18 protein-coding genes and 3 pseudogenes are annotated in these 19,359 nt (G+C 62.7%); 8 read left to right on the plus strand and 13 right to left on the minus strand.

Annotation, left to right across the window (positions count from 1 at the left end):
- Nucleotides 1-1,396 precede the first annotated feature (1,396 nt).
- Complete coding sequence (locus tag ACWRN3_RS02670; protein ID WP_255175429.1) at nt 1,397-1,897, plus strand: hypothetical protein; 501 nt, start codon at nt 1,397-1,399, stop codon at nt 1,895-1,897.
- A gap of 162 nt (nt 1,898-2,059) precedes the next feature.
- Here ACWRN3_RS02670 and ACWRN3_RS02675 read toward each other — a convergent pair.
- A pseudogene (locus ACWRN3_RS02675) lies at nt 2,060-3,140 on the minus strand (Rossmann-fold NAD(P)-binding domain-containing protein).
- A gap of 323 nt (nt 3,141-3,463) precedes the next feature.
- Between ACWRN3_RS02675 and ACWRN3_RS02680 the strand changes: the two are divergent.
- Nucleotides 3,464-3,784, plus strand: a complete 321-nt coding sequence (locus ACWRN3_RS02680) for a hypothetical protein (protein ID WP_476739817.1) — start codon at nt 3,464-3,466, stop codon at nt 3,782-3,784.
- 46 nt (nt 3,785-3,830) lie between these two features.
- On the opposite strand, the gene ACWRN3_RS02685 is transcribed toward ACWRN3_RS02680, so the two are convergent.
- A complete protein-coding gene (locus ACWRN3_RS02685) occupies nt 3,831-6,239 on the minus strand; it encodes an alpha/beta fold hydrolase (protein WP_476739818.1) in 2,409 nt (802 codons plus the stop codon).
- Between the two features lie 69 nt (nt 6,240-6,308).
- Here ACWRN3_RS02685 and ACWRN3_RS02690 point away from each other — a divergent pair, with 69 nt between their 5' ends.
- Nucleotides 6,309-6,941: a TetR/AcrR family transcriptional regulator gene (locus ACWRN3_RS02690; RefSeq protein WP_255175433.1), complete on the plus strand. Its 633-nt coding sequence runs from the start codon at nt 6,309-6,311 to the stop codon at nt 6,939-6,941.
- Nucleotides 6,942-6,966: 25 nt separating this feature from the next.
- Nucleotides 6,967-7,821: a 3-hydroxyacyl-CoA dehydrogenase gene (locus tag ACWRN3_RS02695; protein ID WP_476739819.1), complete on the plus strand. Its 855-nt coding sequence runs from the start codon at nt 6,967-6,969 to the stop codon at nt 7,819-7,821.
- A gap of 180 nt (nt 7,822-8,001) precedes the next feature.
- Here the strand turns inward: ACWRN3_RS02695 and ACWRN3_RS02700 are convergent, their stop codons facing one another.
- From ACWRN3_RS02700 to ACWRN3_RS02730, 7 genes and pseudogenes are all read right to left on the minus strand, one after another.
- On the minus strand, nt 8,002-8,736 hold the full coding sequence (locus ACWRN3_RS02700) for an SDR family oxidoreductase (protein ID WP_476739820.1): 735 nt from the start codon (nt 8,734-8,736) through the stop codon (nt 8,002-8,004).
- Nucleotides 8,737-8,801: 65 nt separating this feature from the next.
- A complete protein-coding gene (locus ACWRN3_RS02705) occupies nt 8,802-9,797 on the minus strand; it encodes a quinone oxidoreductase family protein (protein ID WP_476739821.1) in 996 nt (331 codons plus the stop codon).
- A gap of 48 nt (nt 9,798-9,845) precedes the next feature.
- The gene (locus ACWRN3_RS02710) at nt 9,846-10,403 is read right to left on the minus strand and encodes an NAD(P)H-dependent oxidoreductase (RefSeq protein ID WP_255175437.1); all 558 of its coding nucleotides are present in this window, start codon (nt 10,401-10,403) and stop codon (nt 9,846-9,848) included.
- 90 nt (nt 10,404-10,493) lie between these two features.
- A pseudogene (locus ACWRN3_RS02715) lies at nt 10,494-11,326 on the minus strand (alpha/beta fold hydrolase).
- A gap of 149 nt (nt 11,327-11,475) precedes the next feature.
- On the minus strand, nt 11,476-11,778 hold the full coding sequence (locus tag ACWRN3_RS02720) for a tautomerase family protein (RefSeq protein WP_255175438.1): 303 nt from the start codon (nt 11,776-11,778) through the stop codon (nt 11,476-11,478).
- Nucleotides 11,779-11,901: 123 nt separating this feature from the next.
- The gene (locus tag ACWRN3_RS02725; protein WP_255175439.1) at nt 11,902-12,885 is read right to left on the minus strand and encodes a GlxA family transcriptional regulator; all 984 of its coding nucleotides are present in this window, start codon (nt 12,883-12,885) and stop codon (nt 11,902-11,904) included.
- Between the two features lie 111 nt (nt 12,886-12,996).
- Nucleotides 12,997-13,623 carry an HD domain-containing protein gene (locus ACWRN3_RS02730; protein ID WP_476739822.1) on the minus strand — a complete coding sequence of 209 codons (627 nt, stop codon included), beginning with the start codon at nt 13,621-13,623 and terminating at the stop codon, nt 12,997-12,999.
- A 483-nt stretch (nt 13,624-14,106) separates the two neighbouring features.
- Here ACWRN3_RS02730 and ACWRN3_RS02735 point away from each other — a divergent pair.
- Nucleotides 14,107-14,628: pseudogene (locus ACWRN3_RS02735) on the plus strand (MmyB family transcriptional regulator).
- A 56-nt stretch (nt 14,629-14,684) separates the two neighbouring features.
- On the opposite strand, the gene ACWRN3_RS02740 reads toward ACWRN3_RS02735, so the two are convergent.
- Both ACWRN3_RS02740 and ACWRN3_RS02745 read right to left on the minus strand, forming a co-directional pair.
- Nucleotides 14,685-15,035, minus strand: a complete 351-nt coding sequence (locus tag ACWRN3_RS02740; protein ID WP_255175441.1) for a hypothetical protein — start codon at nt 15,033-15,035, stop codon at nt 14,685-14,687.
- Between the two features lie 28 nt (nt 15,036-15,063).
- Nucleotides 15,064-15,255, minus strand: coding sequence for a hypothetical protein (locus ACWRN3_RS02745; RefSeq protein WP_255175442.1), 192 nt, complete (start codon nt 15,253-15,255; stop codon nt 15,064-15,066).
- A gap of 411 nt (nt 15,256-15,666) precedes the next feature.
- On the opposite strand from ACWRN3_RS02745, the gene ACWRN3_RS02750 reads away from it, so the two are divergent.
- On the plus strand, nt 15,667-16,146 hold the full coding sequence (locus tag ACWRN3_RS02750; RefSeq protein ID WP_324645100.1) for a hypothetical protein: 480 nt from the start codon (nt 15,667-15,669) through the stop codon (nt 16,144-16,146).
- A gap of 207 nt (nt 16,147-16,353) precedes the next feature.
- Here ACWRN3_RS02750 and ACWRN3_RS02755 read toward each other — a convergent pair whose 3' ends face one another.
- The gene (locus ACWRN3_RS02755) at nt 16,354-16,818 is read right to left on the minus strand and encodes a DUF2382 domain-containing protein (RefSeq protein ID WP_324645101.1); all 465 of its coding nucleotides are present in this window, start codon (nt 16,816-16,818) and stop codon (nt 16,354-16,356) included.
- Between the two features lie 538 nt (nt 16,819-17,356).
- Between ACWRN3_RS02755 and ACWRN3_RS02760 the strand changes: the two genes are divergently transcribed.
- Nucleotides 17,357-17,998 (plus strand): biotin transporter BioY, encoded by a 642-nt coding sequence (locus ACWRN3_RS02760; protein ID WP_476739823.1) that lies wholly within the window; start codon nt 17,357-17,359, stop codon nt 17,996-17,998.
- Between the two features lie 19 nt (nt 17,999-18,017).
- The gene (locus ACWRN3_RS02765; protein ID WP_255175577.1) at nt 18,018-18,329 is read left to right on the plus strand and encodes a CHY zinc finger protein; all 312 of its coding nucleotides are present in this window, start codon (nt 18,018-18,020) and stop codon (nt 18,327-18,329) included.
- A 246-nt stretch (nt 18,330-18,575) separates the two neighbouring features.
- Here ACWRN3_RS02765 and ACWRN3_RS02770 read toward each other — a convergent pair whose 3' ends face one another.
- The gene (locus ACWRN3_RS02770) at nt 18,576-18,974 is read right to left on the minus strand and encodes a nuclear transport factor 2 family protein (protein WP_255175445.1); all 399 of its coding nucleotides are present in this window, start codon (nt 18,972-18,974) and stop codon (nt 18,576-18,578) included.
- Nucleotides 18,975-19,359 lie beyond the last annotated feature (385 nt).

The raw sequence follows: 19,359 nt of genomic DNA on the forward strand, positions 1-19,359 counted from the left end.
ACAAACCGGCGTCCACCGCGGCAGACACCTCCATGATCTGCCCAAAACCTCATCCCCGGCCAGAGCCCGGGGCGAGGCAGCCGCAAACTTTCTCCGAACACGGCGCGCCAGCGACGCTAGACCGCTAGCCCCTGAAGCGCAGGTCGGACCCGGCTGACATCTTCCGAGGTGCTCTCAGTGGAGCCGGGCGCCAAGCTGCACCCGCGCAGGCCCTAAGCTCTCACCCAGACGGCGCGGGGCCTCCAAACGACGCGGTGGCGTCCCAGGCATCATCGGCGCCGGTACCAGAATCTTCACCGCCCTCGCTGACCTTGGCAGCAGGGCGGTCTGCACTGTTGTTGAGGCAGGCAACGCCAATGACCAGCACCGAAGCCTGCCCGTGCTGCCGAACTGGAAACTGTCCGCGTGGCCGGGCCGGCTGTTGGGTCCAGGACGCGCCGTCGAAGGACTCCGGACCGCCTCGACATGTTTGTCTTCGACGATGCTCCGGTAGGCGCCGAATTGGCGGTTCACTCATGTGGCATAGGACTTGATATTCGCGCCCCGGGGCGCTGGACACGTTGATTCTCGAAAAGACATTGCCCGGGGCTCGGACGCAGTCCGTCGAAACCGCTGACTGCGTAACGGATCCGATAGGGAACTGTGAACTCGTCGTTAATCAGCGCCTGAGGTTCACGATTCCAAGGCCATTGGCTGGACCAATTCATCGCTGTGCTCTAGACCAGCATGCGCGTAGTACCGCTTAATAGCGAACGGGCCATCCTTAACGGCTACTGGCTGGAGGTAGTTACGGCTGCTGGACGGAGCCGAATGGCAGCCGGGGATGTGGAGACTTGTTTCCTTTCCCGACGATCGGTCGAGGCTGTCTCTCATTCTGCGGCAGAGCGTTTAGCGATACCAGGCGACGATGCATCCAAGGTTGGAAGCGAGTGTCCCAGTTCACGGTGGTGGGCATCCGCTTGACAGTCCCCCTTACGGCTTTCCGGACTGGCTGCTGGGGCCGTCTGGTCGCGCCTACTGATCAGGACCTGCGCGGAGGCCTGAAGAATTACAAGCTCCACAAGGTCATTGCCGCGTCCGTGCCTCTCCCTCCTCATTCGCGAGACTACGCTCTCCACGGTGTCTTCATCACATACCATGCACCCAGGTCCGGTGACGTCAGCCTCTGAACCACCCAGACTTTTCAGGTACAGCATGAATTGTTCAGAGCTGGACTGGTTGGAGTTCATGCACTCTCCCTGAGGGTAGTTGCGCGGCATGTGCCGGCACACCCCACACTAGGCGCGGGCAACCGCGTTGCACATGAAGTTCTCCAAGAAGATCGTTCCTGGAACTTTATTTCGTCCGCAGGTACTCTGGCGCAGCCGAGGGGCTCCCAAAGGCGCATAGTTGGACGATGGCAACTTTTGATAGCCGGAGTTTTTACACCCGTGGTGACTCCTTCAGCGTTGGGGATTCACGAGAACACGTCGAGCGGGCGCTCTTGGACTTTGGGGCCACGGATGTTCTTTTCAATCAACGCGGGCGCCTCGGCGCCATCGCGTTCAGGGCCTGCGGAAGACAGTTCCGCATCCTCATCTCTTTACCGCAGCCTCATGGAATTCCCGCTGTACAAGGTGACGTCTCGGCGGTCCCTGGCCGGGAAGTTACAACAAAAGCCCTGGAACTCGTCGCGCGAAGGTTTTGGCACGCTTTCGCCTTGTCGACAGACGCCAAACTCGCAGCGGTGGCCGCCGGTGTTGCTACGCTCGAATCAGAATTTCTCGCCCATGTGGTTCTCCCGGGGAACCATACCGTGATCGAGGAACTGGAACCAGCCATCGCGTCTGCCTACCAGTCCGGACAGGGTCCCTTAATCGGCAATGCTGCTGCGCGGGGCCCCGATCAGATGTACTGATCAGGGGATGATGACACTAATGGCTTCGTGGTTTTCGAGCACGCAGCGCGCCCGGGGTAGTAGTCCCAGCTCTTTCGCCGGTCCGGGGTCATCACAGCTGGCGCGCTACACGCGAAGGCGGACAACCGGCCGTCCAAGGCGGGCTACAGGGTGACGTAGCCTTCAGGCGGGCCGTGGGGAGTGCGGGTAGTCCGGTTCCCGTTGCTGGAACTGCAGCACGTCCTGGTTCAGGATCACGCCGTCGCGGATTTCGATCGCGCGGCTGATGGTTTCGTTTCCTGCCCAGGCAGTGGGACCGGAGATCACGGTTTCCAGGAAGGGCAGCAGGGCTTCGCTGATTTCCCAACTGGAGGACTTCCAGAGGCAGGAGGGGCGGTGGCCCACCGCGTAGTAATTGATGTGGTCACCCACGGTGAACATTGGCTCACATCCACGATCAGGCTGCCGGGCCGGAAAGCGTCCAGGTCCTCGGTCCGAAGGTAGGTCAAGGGTGCGTTGGGGTTTTGCAAAGTGCAGTTGACCACCATGTCGCTTTCGGCCAAGAACGGAGCCAACAGGACCCGCCCGCGTTCGGTGATGACCTCGCTGAGGAACGGCGCTTTGGGGTCGTGATCGAACTGGACAATCCGCACCGAATAGATGGGCGAACCCACGGCCGCCACCCCGCGGTTGGTCAGGACTTGGACGTCATGAATGCCGTGGGCGTTGAGGGCGGTGATGGCACCCCGTGCGGTCGCGCCGAAGCCTATGACGACGGCGCTGAGTCTCGGGCCGTAGTCTCCGGTGGAGCCGGTCAGGGCCGGGGAGTGAAGCACGGAGCAGTAGCCGGCCAGTTCGTTGTTTTTGTGGAACACGTGCAGCCCGAATCCGCCGTCGCTGGCCCAGTGGTTCATCGCCTCGAAGGCGATCAGCGTGAGCTTCTTATCGGTTGCCATCTGGGTGATGGCGCGGTCCTGGACGCAGTGCGGCCAACCCCAAAGGACCTGCCCGTCGCGGAGCTCCGCGGAGGACGATGTCTGCTTCCGCCAGCAGTCGTGCGCGGGACGACCCGTCCGACGAGTGGCGCCAGATGGGAGTCCGAGACGCCGAAACGCTCGCCGTAGCCTTCCTCAAAAATGAGGTGCTGCCGGATATCGGGGGCGATGAGATTCAAATGCAGGGGGTGTATGGGAAGGCGCCGCTCATCGGGTTTCCGGGTGCTGGAGAAGATGCCGAGGGTCAGGTGCTCGCTCATACCGGTCACTTCTTTTCCGGCTTGTCGACTTGGCTGCTAGGCCCTTGTCTGCTGAGCTGGGGGTGCCGCGGCGGCCTTCTTGTCGGCTCGTTTCTCCTTGATGGTCTTGGCGGATTTCTTGGCTGCGGTTTGGCGGGGGGATTTGTCAGCCACGAGCCTACGCCAAGGCCTACAGCTTAGAAGCCGAACGGCAATCCTGCTACCCGGACTTCATCGAGTACTACAATCAGCGCAGGCCCCACACCGCACTCAAAGGCGCCTCCCCCGCCAGTCGTGTCACCAACCAACCGGGTTAGTACAGCTAGACGGTGGATTCCAAACCAGAAACGTAAGTGGCAATAGTCACTCAATTGTTCGTTCCTGGCGTGCGCCTGCTCAACTGGCCCGAGCATGTCCGAAATGTGTCTACCCCGGCCCGTCAGGAAGTTCTCCGCCCTGGCGCGCAAATATGCCGGTACATGGTTGATGGGCCCCATTCGGTGAACGAAGTGAGGATGGACTTCTCGTTCCGTGTTGGTCTCTTCGGCTCGGGTGAAAGTAACTCTGCCGACTTCATCCTCAGCAACTACATCGAGAATGTACGTGCTTCGGCAGGGAACGTCGTTTCTGCGCTGGCGATCAGAGGGCCGTATATCTACGTTCCCCAAATGTAGAGGAGCTCCTGCCGAAACAGCGACTCGCCGACGTCGAGAAGCGCCCTTAGATGCTTGCCGCCTGACGGTCTGCGGAGACCCTCGTGAGGAAGTCCTCGACTACGGCCGCGAACTCGTCAGGCCGTTCGATCTGCGGCATGTGTCCGGTCTTGGCGAAGACGTGCGACTCGGCGCGGGGCAGCGCCGCGGCGGCCGCTTCAAGGTGGCTGAACGGCAGGATGTGGTCGTGGTCGCCCCACACCACCAGCGCCGGAACGTCGGACTTGGCGAGCGCTCCGATCAGAGCTGCGCGCCACTCGGCCCGGACACCGGAGACCGTTCCCAGGTCGCGGGCGACGTCGAGCAGCGTCCGGCGGTGCGCCTCCCGCTGCGACAGGGCGAGCGCGTGGCCGATGCGGTCGTCCGTGACCAGCGCTTTGTCGTAGAAGAGCGACTGGACGGTCCGGCGTGATGCTTTCTCGTCGGGCCGCAGGAGCAGGGCCGCGAGCGGGCGGACCGAAAGGAGGCGAAGGACCAGTGCCACTTCCTTGCCGAATCCGGCGCTGTTGGCCAGCACGAGCGCGGAGACGCGGTCCGGATGGTCGGCGGCCAGCTTCATGGCTACGGCACCGCCGAGTGAGTTGCCCATCACGGGCAGCGGCCCGGAAACCCCGACGGCGTCCAGGAAAGCCGGCAGGATCCCGGCCAGCTTCGCGAGCGTCGTCGTGCCGGGGAGCCGTTCGGAGTACGCGAAGCCGGGAAGGTCGACGCTGTAGACCGTGTGGCGGTCCGAGAGCCGCTCGTGCTGTTCGTTCCAGTCCTCGAGGCTCTGGCCGATGCCGTGGAGCAGGAGGACCGGATCCCCGCTGCCGGTCCTCCGGTAGCGCAGGCGTGTCCCCGCGACGGTGACATGGCTCGTTCCCGGCAGCGCGAGGGCATCCCTGGCCGGGGTCGCGGGTTGCCGGACGGTTTCCCGCACCGGCTGCCCGCGCCGGCCGAACCGGACGTGGTCGGTCAGCCTGCCCGCCCGGAGCAGGGCGAAGTCGCGGAAGTAGTTCTGGTGCAGCCGCCACGGCGAGCCTGCGCCCTGCCGGGGCAGTTGGTCGGCGCCGCGGAAAATGTAGCCGGCCTTCAGGTCGATCAGTGAGGACAGCGTGCCGTTGGCGACGTCGGCGGGTGCCACGGGTACCACCCACTGGAGGTTCCTGCGGTCGAGCTGCTTGATCAGCCTGCAGATATAGCCGGCGACCAGGTCCGCCTTCAGAGTCCAGGACGCGTTGGTGTAGCCGATGGTGAGGGCGAAATTCGGGACGCCCTCCAGCATCATGCCCTTGTAGGTGAGGGTTCTGCCGACGTCCACGGGCTCGCCGTCGACGGAGAGCTTCATGCCGCCGATCACCAGCAAGTTCAGTCCCGTCGCCGTGACAATGACGTCGGCGGGCAGCGATGTGCCGGAGATCAGGTCAATCCCGTCCGGGGTGATCCGGGAGATCGTGTCGGTCACGATCCCGGCAGTGCCGGCACTGATGGCCCGGTACAGGTCCCCGTTGGGGATCGCACAGACCCGCTGGTCCCACGGCTGGTACGACGGGGCCAGGTGCGTGTCCACCGGGAAGCCCGCCGGCAGTTTGGCTGTTGCCGACTTGCGCAGGATCGCCTTCATCGTCTCCGGCCGCCGTCGGCTGAGCTGGTAGGTGAACATGGAGAAGAGAATGTTCTTGAAGCGTACGACGTCGTACGCCAGTTGCGCGGGCAGCTTGCCCCGGAGGCGGTCGGCCAGGTGGTCCCGCGCGGGCACGGGGGCGATGTAGGTGGGGGAGCGCTGCAGCATCGTCACCTTGGCCGCCGACTTTGCCATGGACGGCACCAGCGTCACGGCCGTGGCGCCGCTGCCGATGACCACCACCTGCTTTCCCTCATAATCGAGGTCGGCCGGCCAGTGCTGCGGGTGGACGATCGTTCCGGCAAAGGTGTCGGCCCCGTCGATGGCCGGGGTGAAGCCCTCGTCATAGCGGTAGTAGCCGGAACAGACGGACAGGAACGAGCAGGTGAAGGTGACCGGCTCGGGGGAGGAGGCGGTGTCGCCGGACCGGAACTCGCCGCCGGAGGTGTGGACCGCCGTCACGGTCCACAGTGCGGTTTCGCTTGACCATGCGGCGGACATGACCCGGGTGTTTAGCCGGATACGCGGCGCCAGGCCCTCGTCGGCGACCGTTGCCTCGATGTACTCGCGGATGGACTCGCCGTCCGCGATCGCCTTGGCGCCGGCCCAGGGCCGGAAGGAGTAGCCGAGCGTGTACATGTCGCTGTCGGACCGGATCCCGGGGTACCGGAACAGGTCCCAGGTCCCCCCGACGGCGTTCCGCGACTCCAGTACGGTGAAGGTTTTTCCGGGTACCTCGCGCTTCAGCCGGCTGGCGAAACCCACGCCGCTCAGCCCGGCGCCGACAATCAACACATCCACGTGCTCGCTCATGCCGCCAAGTTATCGACTTAATGTTGAGATAGTCAACACTGTGTTGAGAGCCGCGGCTAGGATGGGCGCATGGCTCAAAGAGGAAGACGCAGTGCGAGGGTTTCGGGTGATGAGCGGCAGGACGCAATCCTGGTCACCGCGGAGGCACTCCTGGCCAGCCGTGCCTTTGACGAGGTCTCCATCGAGGATCTGGCCCGGGGTGCCGGCATTTCGCGCCCCACGTTCTACTTCTACTTCCCCTCGAAAGATGCCGTGCTGCTGGCCCTGCTGGACCGGGTCATCACCGAGGTTGAGCACCGGGTGGGGCACCTGCCGCGCGATTTCGAGAGCGACCCCGCGGGTGCGTGGACCCGTTCCATCGGAATGTTCGTTGAGGTGTTTGTCTCGCACCGCGCTGTGTCGACCGCCGCCATCGGGGCGCGCGCCCGCAACGACGAGGTGCGCGGGCTGTGGTCCAGATCAATGCAGTCCTGGGTCGACTTCTCAACCGACGTCATCCGTGCCGAGCAGGCCCGCGGTGCCGCGCCGGCGGGCATCGACGCGCACGACCTCGCGGTGAGCCTGAACCTGATGAACGAACGGGTCATTACCGCTGTCCTCAACCGGGAGAGTCCCGCCATCGCGGAGACCGCCGCCCTGGACGTTCTGTCAACCATCTGGATCCGCAGTATTTACGGGTCCGAAAACCCGGGCAGCCGCTAAGGCCCGCGCCGAAAGGAAAACGATAATGCCCTCCATCAAGACGCTCACCGTGCTCGGCACCGGAGTGCTCGGCTCCCAGATCGCCTTCCAGGCCGCATTCCACGGTTTCGCGGTCACCGCCTACGACGTCGACGAGGACGCGCTTGCCAAGGCGCGGGACCGTTTCACCCGCCTCGCCGGCATCTACCGGGCACAGGCAGCCGGCACCTCCGGGGGCAAGACCGAAGCAGCCCTGGCAAACCTCCGCCTCACCGCAGACCTCGGGGACGCCGTCGTCGACGCGGACCTCGTGATCGAAGCCGTTCCCGAACTGCTGGAACTCAAACGCGTCGCCTACCGCAAGCTCGCGGAGCTGGCGCCGGCCAAGTCCATCTTCGCGACTAACTCGTCCACCCTGCTGCCCAGTGACTTGAAAGACTTCACCGGACGCCCGGACCGTTTCCTCGCGCTCCATTACGCCAACAACATCTGGGCGCAGAACATCGCTGAGGTCATGGGCACCGCGGAGACGGACCCGGCGGTGTTCGCCGCTGTCGTCGACTTTGCCCGGAACAGCGGACTGGAACCGATCGAGATCAAGAAGGAGAAGGCCGGCTACGTCCTGAACTCGCTGCTGGTTCCGCTGCTGAACGCGGCCGCCGGCCTGCTGCTGCAGGGCGTCGCCGACCCGCACACCATTGACAAGACCTGGCGCATCGCCACGGGGGCCCCGAGCGGACCGTTCCAGATCTACGACGTCGTCGGCCTCACCACGGCGTACAACATCGCCTCGGCCTCGCCGGATGCCGGTTCCCAGGCGTTCGCCCAGTACCTAAAGGAGCACTACATTGACCAGGGCAAGCTGGGCGTCGCCTCGGGGGAGGGCTTCTACAAGTACTGAGCCGCGGACCTTAAGTGTTCATTTCGTTCGGCCTTGTTCGATTCTGGTGTAGTAGCCGCGCTGACATCCGATGCGCGGATACTTCCTCCCCACGTGGCTCGTGGGCCTGGCCTAGAGGGGCCCACGAGCAGTCAACTCGAGTTATTCCTGTGTCAACCCCGAAACGTCGGGGGCTGGGGGCTACTGCTGAAGGGTCGGCCGGACGACGAGCTCATTGATGTCGACATTTGCTGGCTGCGCGACGGCAAAGGCGATAACGTCGGCCACAGCTGTAGCGGGAATCCCGAACTGTTCGGCTGCGGCGTGGGCAGCCGCCCGGACTTCGGGACTGCCGCCCCGGTCCGTTAGTTCAGTCAGCGTGAAGCCGGGCGAAACCACGGTTACGCGCACGTCGGTGTTCTCCTGGCGGAGCCCTTCGGAGAAGGCCCGGACGGCGTATTTTGTAGCGCAGTAGATTGCTGCGGTCGGGTCAACGCGCAGGCCAGCGACTGAGGCGACATTGATGATGTGACCTGCCCGCCGGGACCGCATGCCGGGTAAAGCACTTGCCACACCATGAAGTACGCCGCGCAGATTCACATCGATCATGGAGTTCCACTCTTCGATGCGCAGATCATGCACGGGGGACAACGGCATCACACCCGCGTTGTTCACGAGAACGTCGACTGGACCAAAGCGCTCTTCGGCGGCTTTCACGAAATCCTTGAAGTCGGCAAGGTCTGTTACGTCGAGCCGGCGGCACTCTGCCTGGCCTCCATTGCGCTGGATGTCAGCCACGAGGGTCCGCAGTGAATCCTCACGCCGCGCGCCGAGGAATACCCTGTGGCCCTGGGCCGCCAGCGCGCTTGCAGTGGCTGCCCCGATGCCACTGCTGGCACCTGTGACGATGATGTTCTTTTGGTTTTCATGGTTCATGTTTTGATACTCATTCACTTGAGGATGCGGGAAAGGACAGGTCTGCCTGGGAGTGCCGCACCTTGTCAGTACTTTCCAATGGTTTGATGGCTGCTTACAGCAAGAATGAGCCTGCCCGTGACGGTCCGTGATTCCATTTGTGCGTGTGCTTCGGCAGCTTCTTCCAACGGGAGCACGCTCACCGGGAGGGTCAGCTGACCGCTTGCGATGAGAGGCAGGACAGTTCGTCCGGCGGCTGCCCCGCGTTTGGGATTTTCGGAGAGCGCCAGCCCGGCGCTGAAGCCCAGGATGCCGATGTTGCTGCGCCAGATCCTGTTGGTGTCGACCATGGTGCCCCCGTCCTGTGCGGCGCTGCCGACGACAAGCATGCGTGCATGCTGTGCGATGACGTCCAGTGTGGTGAGGCGCTGCTCTCCTCCTACGGGGTCGATAACGAGATCGAACGCTTCGTCGTGGAGGGCGTCGGGAAATTCGTCGGAGACAATGACACGGTCCAGCCCGAGAGACATAGCAGCTTCAGCCTTGTCCCTGGTGCGGACGGTACCAACTACCCGGCTGGCTCCGAGCATGCGGGCGACGGCGGGAAACGCGGAGGCGAGGCCGCCAATGACGCCGTGGACCAGCACGCGGGATCCGGCACGGATGTTGCCCAGCTCGGTCAGTGCCATATAGGCGGTCGCGGCGTTGCCAAGTCCCGCGACGACCTGGACCGGATCAGCGCCGGATCCTTCGAGTGAGACGACCAGCGCGGCCGGGGCGGCTACGACTTCTGCGTATCCTCCGCTGTTCGGAAGGGTCACCGTTGCGACGTGCTCACCGATCGAGAGACCGGTAACCCCTTCCCCGAGGGCGCGGACCGTCCCGGTGACTTCGAGTCCCGGTACATAGCTGGGCTTGGGGACGTAGTCGAGGTCGGCGAATGTTCCTCGGCGGATGATGGCATCGATGAGGCCCACGGCTGCGTACTGGACGTCAATCGTTATTTCCCCCGCGGCCGGCTCGGGAGTGGGAAGGTGGACTTCCTGGATGACTTCGGGGCCGCCGTAGGCCGTGCTCGACATGCTTTTCATTGTGGTTGTCCTATCGGTGTTGGTTCTCGCCGGCATTGCTTAGACGTGCTCTGGCACGGTGCGTAACGACAGCTGGTTCCTGTAGTCCTGCGCCAGGTCCTGCAGCTGTTCGTCCGTCAGGTCACGTACGCCGTGAAGGATGAAGGGGCTCAGCCATTGCATTCCGAGCCGGCGGGCTGTGGCCTGCAGGGGGATGAGGATGTCGTTGTAGTCCCACCCGTGGAAGCCTTCCGGGGAGTAAGCCTCCCCGGCGCCGCCGGTGCTGGTGGCGACCCGGAGTGTTTTGCCTGCAAGTGCTCCGGGTGCTCCGGTGCCGTAGGCCCAGCCGCGGACAAGCACCTCGTCGAGCCAGGTTTTGAGGAATGCTGGAGGGGCGTACCAGTGGGTTGGGTATTGCAGGACGATGTTCTCGGCCGCTTCCACCGCGGCCCGCTCGGCAGCGAGGTCGATGTGGCCGTCGGGGTAGAGGCGTCTCAGGTCGTGCACAGTAAGACCCGGTGCATCCTCGAGCGCGGTTGCCAGAGCCCTGTTGATACGGGAAGTGGAAAGGTCGGGATGGTCCAGAAGGACCAGAGTCTTGTGATGTACAGCTGTCATGGTCGTGGTTCCATTTCATTGGCGGGGAAGCCGCAGCAGGGTGTGGACAGCGGTCGGTTCCACACCCTCCTGTCGGGTGCCAGGGCTGGGTTACTTGTTCAGGAAGCGGAGCAGGATTTCGTTGATCTCGCCACTGTGCGTCCAGAGCATGCCGTGCGGGGCGCCTTCGATCTCCACGTACTCAGCGGAGGGAACACACTTGGTGAACTGTCGGCCTGTTGCGCCTATTGGGAGGATGGGTCCTCCGTTCCGTGGACAATCAGGGCCGGGACGGTGATCTTCCCGACGTCGGCACAGAAGTCCGTTAGCCACGAGTCGACGACAGCGAACGAGGCGTACCAGGAGGAGCGGGCCGCAACGTTCCATGCGCTGCGCAGGGCTTCCTCGCTGAGACGACTTCCAAGGAAGGTGTCGGTGTTGAAGAAATCCTCATAGAAACGGGCGAACCAGGCGTAGCGGTCTTCGGTGGCGGCGTTGCGGATGCCGTCGAACACTGAGGAAGGAACGCCGGTGGCGTTGTCCTCGGTTTGCAGGAGGAATGGTTCGAGGGAAGCAAGGAACGCTGCCTTGGCTATCCGTGCCTCGCCGTAAGTGCGGATGTACCGTCCCACTTCGCCGGTGCCCATCGAGAAGCCAACCAGGACGACCTTCTGCAGGTCCAAGGTTTCGAGGACGGTGTTGAGGTCTGCGGCGAAGGTGTCGTAGTCGTAGCCGGTGGTCGGTTTGCTTGACTTGCCGAAGCCCCGGCGGTCGTAGGTGATGACGCGGTAGCCGGCCTTCAGGAGGGCTGCGCTTTGTTTCTCCCATGACCCGCCATCCAGCGGGTAGCCATGGATCAGGACAACCGGCTGCCCCGTGCCGTGGTCCTCATAGTAAAGCTCGACGTCCGTGCTGTTTTCCATACCGACTTTGATGAAAGCCATAATTCTGTTTCTTTTCTTGAGGGGAGAACGAACGGTGGTTCTCCAGCTGTCTGCACATCGAATTGAGAGATGTGGCTGGTAAGGGCTGGCTGTCCGGTTCGACGAGGGCGCATTACCCAAGCAGATGCGTCACTGAACCTTCAGGCCGGTTACTTGTCCCGAACGGGTGCTTTTTCGGCCAGTTCGGTCCGGGTCAGCGGATGGCCATCGATGGACTCGTAGAGGCCCTTGGAACGTGCGAGGCCGTCCATCAGGCTGGCTGGTCCCCGGAAGGGAAGACCGCCGATGTGCCAACCGTCAGTGTGCAGTTCTTCGATGAGGACCCAGACGACCTCGCGGAAAGCTTCGGACCCTTCGAACTGCACCATTACGTCGGTCAGTGCTGCCGCCATACGGTGCTTTTCGTCTTCGGTGAATACCCCGTCGACGAGCTTGACGTTTACGAAGGGCATGGCCTTCTCCTTTTGTTGTGGGTGCTCCGGTTTGCCCCGGTACGTCAAGCATCGTTCCTGGAAGGAATCAGCGGACCCGCTGATTCCGTCAGGAAACCCACAATTAGCGTCAGGCTGTAGAAGTTACGTGGGGAGGTGTGCGGTGCCGTCGTGGCGCGGCGTGAGGCGCTCAAGATATAGGGAGGGACTCATTCCGACTTTTTGCGTGAAAACGCGCCTCAATGTCTCTGCACTTCCGAATCCGGTTGCGGCTGCCGTTGTGGCAACAGTAGCTCCGCGTTGGAGCATTGCCTGCGCGGCTTCGATGCGTACCTTTTCGACATACCGTGCTGGACTGGTCCGGGTTGCCTCTTGGAACCTGCGGGTAAGGCTGCTGGCGCTGAGATTTGTCATGGCGGCCATGGCGTCGATCGAGTAGTCGGCGGCTGGCTCAGCTGTGATGCGGTCCAGCAGTTCCCTTAGGACGTGGTCCCGGGAAGTGCTCGCACCGACGGCCACGGAGCGCTGTGATTGGCCGCCGGGCCGTTGGTTGAATATGACCATTTGCCGAACGACGGCGCGGGCTACGTCCGGACCATAGTCGTCCTCAACCATGAACAACGCCAGATCCACGCCGGAACTGATGCCAGCGGAAGTGATGATCGGATCATCCTGTACAAACAACGCATCGGGGACCACGTTAACCAGGGGAAATGACTTTCTGAACCGCTCGACCTGGGTCCAGTGCGTTGTCGCGTTCCGGTAGTTCAACAAACCCGCGTGCGCCAGGAGAAAAGCACCAGTGCAAACGGATGCAATCCTTTTGGCATCGTTCGTCAGTTGGGCAACGGCGTCGACCAGTTCCTGCTCGAAAGGCTTGGCCACCATGCCGTAGGCCCCAGGAACGAGCACTGTGTCCAGGGCACCTGCCCGCGCGGCGGTGGTTTCCACCATCAGATAGTGGCCGTTTGCAGCCCGTTTGGCTTGGCCGTCCGCTGAAACCATAACCGTCTTATAGTCGGCGCCAAAGGCATTGGCATGATGGAACACGTCAGCTGGCCCGGCGACGTCCATCATCGTGACGTTGTCGTGAACCAGGAACCCGATGGTTCTGCCACGTTCACTCACTTCTCACCGCAGTTCTCGCATCCGGCGCTGCACACGCCTACAAACACTCGTTTGGGCGCCTTTCCCATCATGAATGCTGAACCCATAAGTTCGCAACGGCTCGACCAGAAGCTAGAAAGCAGGATTAACCCCCTGGCCGCGGCTTGTGCCCAGGTGAGCCTGCAGCAGCCCACCGGGCCAGGAGGATGGAGGTGCCTTCTCCGGGTTGCGCAGTGCCTGGTCAACGACTCTCTGGCCCAGGCACTGCTCGATCATCAGCCGGGGATACGTCGCTTGGACCTCGGAACGGTGCTTATCCGCGCGAGGCAGCAGGGTGTCGTCCCCGAAGTCGGCCCGAACGCCAAGGCGGAGGTACCTTGCCACCGGTCCCCGGCGTTCAGCGATCTGAGGTGAGGTGTGTAGCGCAATCGCTTCCCAGACCGAGTCAACCCGGGTGGCTTCCCATCCGTGGGTGGTCAGGAACGCCGCGGCCGCGTCCGCGCCTTCGACTTCAAACCGCTGCGGGCCGTCATACTCATCAGCGGTCCCGGCATCGTGGAAGAGGGAAGCGATCCGCAGAGCTGCCACATCAACAGCGCAGCCCTCACCGACAGCGATGGCTCGGGCGTACTCGAACACCCGCGCGCTGTGGTTGAAGATGGGCGGCTGCAAGAGCTGAACCAACAAATCCTCGGCAGCAGCAAGTACGGCGTCCTCGGTATCCGGGGGAGTGGACCCTCTTGTGCCTGAGTTCGTCATGTATCTTCCTTTTCGTTGCTGCGGGGTCGGCGTGTCACTCATCATCATGGACTACCCAAACCAAACAGTCTGAAGATCGTCGGACACTTCGCCTAGCGGGGTAATTCTTAGCGTAAAGGAGTCCTCGCCTTGCGCCGCCAAGGACCGCGGAGAGGCTCCGCCACCTGTCCAGGGCGAGCGTACATTGGGAAGGTGGCGCCAAATCAGGCTTTCAGCCAATACCTGCAGCCCCGTCGGGGGCTTGTTAGCCCGGAAGACGTTGGTCTCGGCTTTGGCCGGTGTCGGGTCCCGGATTTTCGGCGTGAAGAGGTCGCAGGACTGGCGGGAATCAGCGTCGATTATTGTGTGTGGCTCGAGCAGTGAAAAGACCACCACCCGTCACCGCAGATCCTCGATGCCCTTGCCCGGGCCCTTCGCCTGGATCCACCCTCGACCCTGCATCTACACCGCTTGGCGCACCCCGGCTTCGTGCAGGACCGCTTCATGAACGTCCCCGCTGCCAATCCATTGGCAGTCGCCCTGTCACCCAGGAACAAAGTGGGGACCAACGTGCTCCGAGACGCGTTTCTGGGCCCTGCCGAGCGGGAGCTTTACGAAGACTGAAAACAGGTCATCGCGGTGACCATCGCAGGCTTGTGGGCCTCGGTGGGTGAGCGGGTCAAGGACCCCGCGCTTGAGGCGCTGGTCTCTGACCTGTCAAAGAGCAGTCCCTACCTCCTGCCATTGTGGGGCCGCCACGATGTGCGCCCGAAAGTGGCAGGGAAACCTCTTCTGCACCATCCACTGGTGGGAGACATGGGGCTCTTCCACGAAAAACTCGCAGTTACCTGCACCGACGGGCACCTTCTGGTCGTTCATCCGGGACATCGCGGAGCTAACAGGCCTGGACCTGGACCAGCTCATCGCGGTCGACAGAATGCCCATCGCCCGGACGTTGGGGGCTGCGCCCGTGGGCTCCACCTGGCCGGAACTGGGAGTCTTCGGGGACCTCGATCTGGACTTTGACCTGAGGAGCCAGGGCAGCCCCCGACAGCGCAGGCGGAAGCGTGCAGTTGGGGTGTTCACAGCCACGGCGGCAGGGGCATGTCCAACCGGGTCAGGAGCCTGTTGAGCGTGTCTTCGACGAAGGTGTCCAGTGGTTCAGCGACGTCTTCTTCTGCCATTATTGCCCGCACTTCCTGCGGGGAGATGTCCTTGCCCAGGACCAAGGCGGCCCACCCCGAGAAGTTCTCGGATTCGTCAGCCAGGTCCACGGGGTCATGGTCGTTTGGGTCGTCGAAATAGTCACGGGGCTGGAAACCCAGAAAGAAGCGTCCGGTGGCTGAGCCTGAGGGCTGGTATTCGATGGTGGCAATGTCACTGTCGTAAACGGAGACCCGCAGTTCCCAGTCGTTGCCACCGTCGCTGTTCATCCATTGGCCTGACCTATAGGCGGATGATTCAAAGTTGCCCACTGGTTCCCCTTGTCACCGGAGTGGTCTTCTGGCTCTCCATTCGGCTGTTGACGCCCCGTCGCTGCCTGCCCTGCTGCCGCTCGGGGATGCGCTCATTCAACTGCTGCTCCTTGGCTGCATCCTCAAGGTTGCCACAATAAGTGCCGATGATGGACGAAATCCCTTCCGCCGCATCCAATGGTCTTCCTGGAGTGTCCCTAACGACACGCCCGGGGTTCCTCCCCGGACGAGCCAGGTCAAGGGGGACCTTTATGGGCACAATCCCTGTCGCAGCCGAGGAAGCACCAAGCGCGACAGCATCCAATAACCTGGTGCCTGTTCCAGCTCCACCATAGTCACGGCTGGAAAGCCCAAGCATCGTCCAACAGGCTTCGTTTTCCGCTTGTCGGCAACACCAAGTGCAGCAGGTGATCCGCGATCCCGCCGCCTTGCAAGTGCTCGGTCTTCCTGGGTTCCGTAGTCCTCGCTGACCGTGGCGGTGACTGTGCTGGTCTCCGTCCCGAGAACCCTGTCAAAAAGCCCCAAAGGCCCTTCCCAGGCTCTTCCGGTGGGCCTAGCCTGTCCCCACCACCATCCACAGGAGGCATCAATGCGGACAGCAAAACCACTGACGGAATCCGAGCAGGTTCATCGTCTTTCCGAGAACCTCATGACGCAGCTGGCCAAGGGCAGAGAATGGGCCACCCCTGGCGTCCAAGCAGCCCTCCAGAGAGCGGTAGCCGGACTCGATACCGGCATCGAATCTGCCTCCCCGCGGCTCCAGGCGCTGTTGCGGCGGTTGGCGGATGAACTAGCCGGCAGCGTGGAAACCATCACTCCCAGGGTCCATGAACAACTGAGGCGGGTCGGGCCACAAGCTGCTGCGCCGGCCCCGATCGAGACCAGGAAGTCCCCGTCCCGGATCTGGTGGTTGATCGCAGGATTCGCCGCCGCTGGAGCCGGGGCAGCCGTGTGGCGGTCCATGAAGGCTTCCAAGCCCGAATCATCACCATGGGTCAACACCGAGGAACTGAAAGCCAACCGCACTGATCCCAACGTCGATGCAGACCTGGCTTCCGGCCGGATGTAGAAGCATGTTCCGGGGGAGCCGGCAAAACGATCCGGGCGCTGTCACGGCACCCAGCCACCTAACAGCAGACCCGCAGCTTCACAGAATCATCAGCGATCCCAGGGGTCCTGACGCGGTTACCTCCAGCCTGTCCAATGAGGAACTGGCGCAGGTGCTGGATGCTCTTTACCGAAGCCTTGATACTCCTGCGCCTGAGCCGGGGACTGTCTATTGGTACGAAGCGTGCCTTGAGGAGAGTCTGCGCAGGCATGGGCGGGAACGGACGCGATCGGATGAGGAGTCATCGCGCACATGAAACGCCCCCGGAAGGAGAAGTTCACTTCCGGGGGCACTGTTCACACTGCCAGGGCAGGCGGGTAAGCCTGCTTTAGGCTGTTGGCGTCGGTCGTCGTCGATGCCGTTTGTGTCGATGTGTTCCTTGCGGACTTCTTCGCTGACGGTTTCCTCGTCGCGGACCACGTCCTTGTCCGGCCGAACGCGCTCGACGGGGACGGTTTCTCCTTTGAAAACGGGAAAGGCGCGCCCCGTTCGCTGAGCACGCCCTTCACTCGAGTGACGCGATTCCCTACCGTGTACAAGCCACGGCTGAACGGCGCTAACGGAGATTCTGTCAACCTGCCGATTCGGGGAACTGACAGAAAACTCCTGCCAGACGGGCACACACGCTCTCATGGCATCGCTAAAACTGCGAAATCCCGCTAAGGCCCCTGATCAATGATTCTGACCTGCGCAGGCTACGTGGCCCTGGCTTGACGAAGGTACTTATTGATCGTTTCACGGCTGATGCCGTAGTCGCGGCCCAGGACGGCCCGGAACAGGGTTCTCAGCGCGATTCATGAGTTCGGCTGCCCGTTCGGGGGTCAGGGCCATCTTCCGCCAATTCTGGGCTCCCTGCTGCTTCGACTGGCCAATCTTTCTCGCTGCCGTTCCCTGATCAGGGAACGTTCGAACTGGGCGAAGGTGCCCATGACGGAGAGCAGGTTGGCCACGGGGGAGTCCTCGCCGGCGAAGACCAGGCTTTCCTTCACGAACTCGGCCCGTACACCTCTGGGCGTGAGGCCTTGGAACGAGAGCTCTGCAGGGCAGGTCGCTGGTTTGTGGCAATTGATCCATAGATCGTCGGCGCAGTCGTGGCTTCGCTACAAAATGACCGTCGAGAGGGCTCTGTAGCCTTCTTCGGAGGACCCGACCACCATTCACAGGAGGAACCATGAGCCACCAGACGACCTCGACGTCGGCACCGCGCCGCCCCGCCGAGAACAACCCCCGCACGCCGCGTCCATTGTGGGATGCGCAGTCGCTGGCGCTTATCTCCGTGTTCGCAGCGTTGATCGCGGCCTCGGCGATCATCCCCGGCATTCCCGTGGGCGGCTTCGGGGTGCCGATCACGCTGCAGACCCTCGCCATCATGGTGACGGGCCTCGTCCTTGGCGGATCACGTGCCGCCGCAGCGGTAGCGCTCTACCTGCTCCTTGCGTTCGCCGGGCTGCCGATCTTCTCGGGCGGCCGGGCTGGCCTGGCCGTCCTCGCCGGCGGATCCGCCGGATACATCGTGGGGTTCCTCCTCGCCGCCCTGCTCGTTGGCATAGCCGCCGAGCAAATCATCCGGCGCCTCCCCGCCAAACGGCGCGGCCTTTGGCTCTTCCTCGCCGCGGTCGTGGTCACCGTGGTCGCATCGCACCTGCTCGGCGTACTCGGCATGATGGTCAACCTCAAGCTGTCATGGCAGGCTGCCTTCGCCAATGACCTCATCTTCTACCCGGGCGACATCCTGAAGGACGCACTGGCATCCGCTGCCGCGGTAGCCGTCCACAGGGCCTTCCCCGACATCCTCGTGCGCCGAGTGAAGTAAGCGAGGCCTGAGCATGGCTATGAGGATCTTCGGGAAGACCGTAGACGACCAAACCCGCTGCATTCACTATCACACTGACGTAGATGTGATAGCCATAAAGTTCAAGTGCTGTCTTCGGTACTATCCCTGCCATCTCTGTCACGAGGAGGAGGCAGACCACCCGACCCAAACATGGCCAAGGAACGAGTGGGCAGAGCCAGCAGTGCTGTGCGGTGTATGCAAAGGCGAGATGTCCATAAACGCTTATCTGGCGACCACATCGTGCCCCAACTGTGCCGCTCGACTGAACGAGCGGTGTGCCGCCCACAGGCATTTTTACTTCCAGAGCTGAACGGAACCGCTTTCAGCAGCTCTACGGGACGGCGTCCACGAGTCGCTAATCCCCTTCTGCTCGTTCTGATTAATAGCCGATAATGAAGATTTTGTCAGCCAAAGCTGGGGGAGAGGCCCGCTCGCGGGGCGCGCTTTTTGAAGAGTTAGCTAGCGCGGCTTGTTTGCGTCGCATTTGCCGTTCGGCCCTCCTGGAATAGCGTGCGACGCACAACGCGGAAACCTTTGGACTGCATCCTCGTCGTTGTCAGGAAGTGACTGTATCGCCGTGGCGGTGGGCTACCTTCCAATGGCCGTCCTCGCGCCGGTAGATCTGGGTTGCCCGGAGGGTGTAGCTCCGCGGCTCGCCGTCTACGGAGGCGGAGGTGTGCTCCAGGCCGGCGGTGTAGGCAATGTCCCCGACCACGTCGTACGCCATCAGCTCGAAGCGGTAGGAAGTGCAGTTGGAGAACTGTCTGGCGAGACCGGTGAACAGGTCATCGAGCTCCTGCCGACCCAGCGCGTTGCGCCAGGCGCCAAGGACGCTCACGGGCTCATTGCGGGACCAGATGGCTCGGCGTGGTCCGGCGTCGCCGTTGTGGAGCGCCAATTCCGCCTCGTAAAGGGTCGACCGTACCCAGGCCAGAAAGTCATCGGAGTCAGCCATGTCTCAGTATGCTCCCGGCCACGGGCGACGGGAAGAGACGGACAGATTGAGGATCGATAGTTACTGTCGCCATTGCCTGGCGCTAGCTTAGCGGCACCGAACAGGGCCCGTATGCGGAATCAATCGTTCAGGACCGGCCACTGGCCTGCCGCCCGTGAAGATCCCGCAGGTATTCGCCAGGCTCACAGCACGTCCGAGACTAGTGACAGCGTAGGAAATCGACGCAGACAGAAAGACCCGCCAAAACCAGCCCGCAGGACCCTCAGCGGGCAGTTGAAACCAGCTCTTTCCGGGTTCCTTCCCCATCAATTTGAATGCCGGTAATGGCGAGTCCGTAAAGGTTGCTTAGCGCCTCGACGATCCTTCACCCCTGCTCGACGGCGGG

It is taken from the genome of Pseudarthrobacter sp. rb (assembly GCF_056389225.1).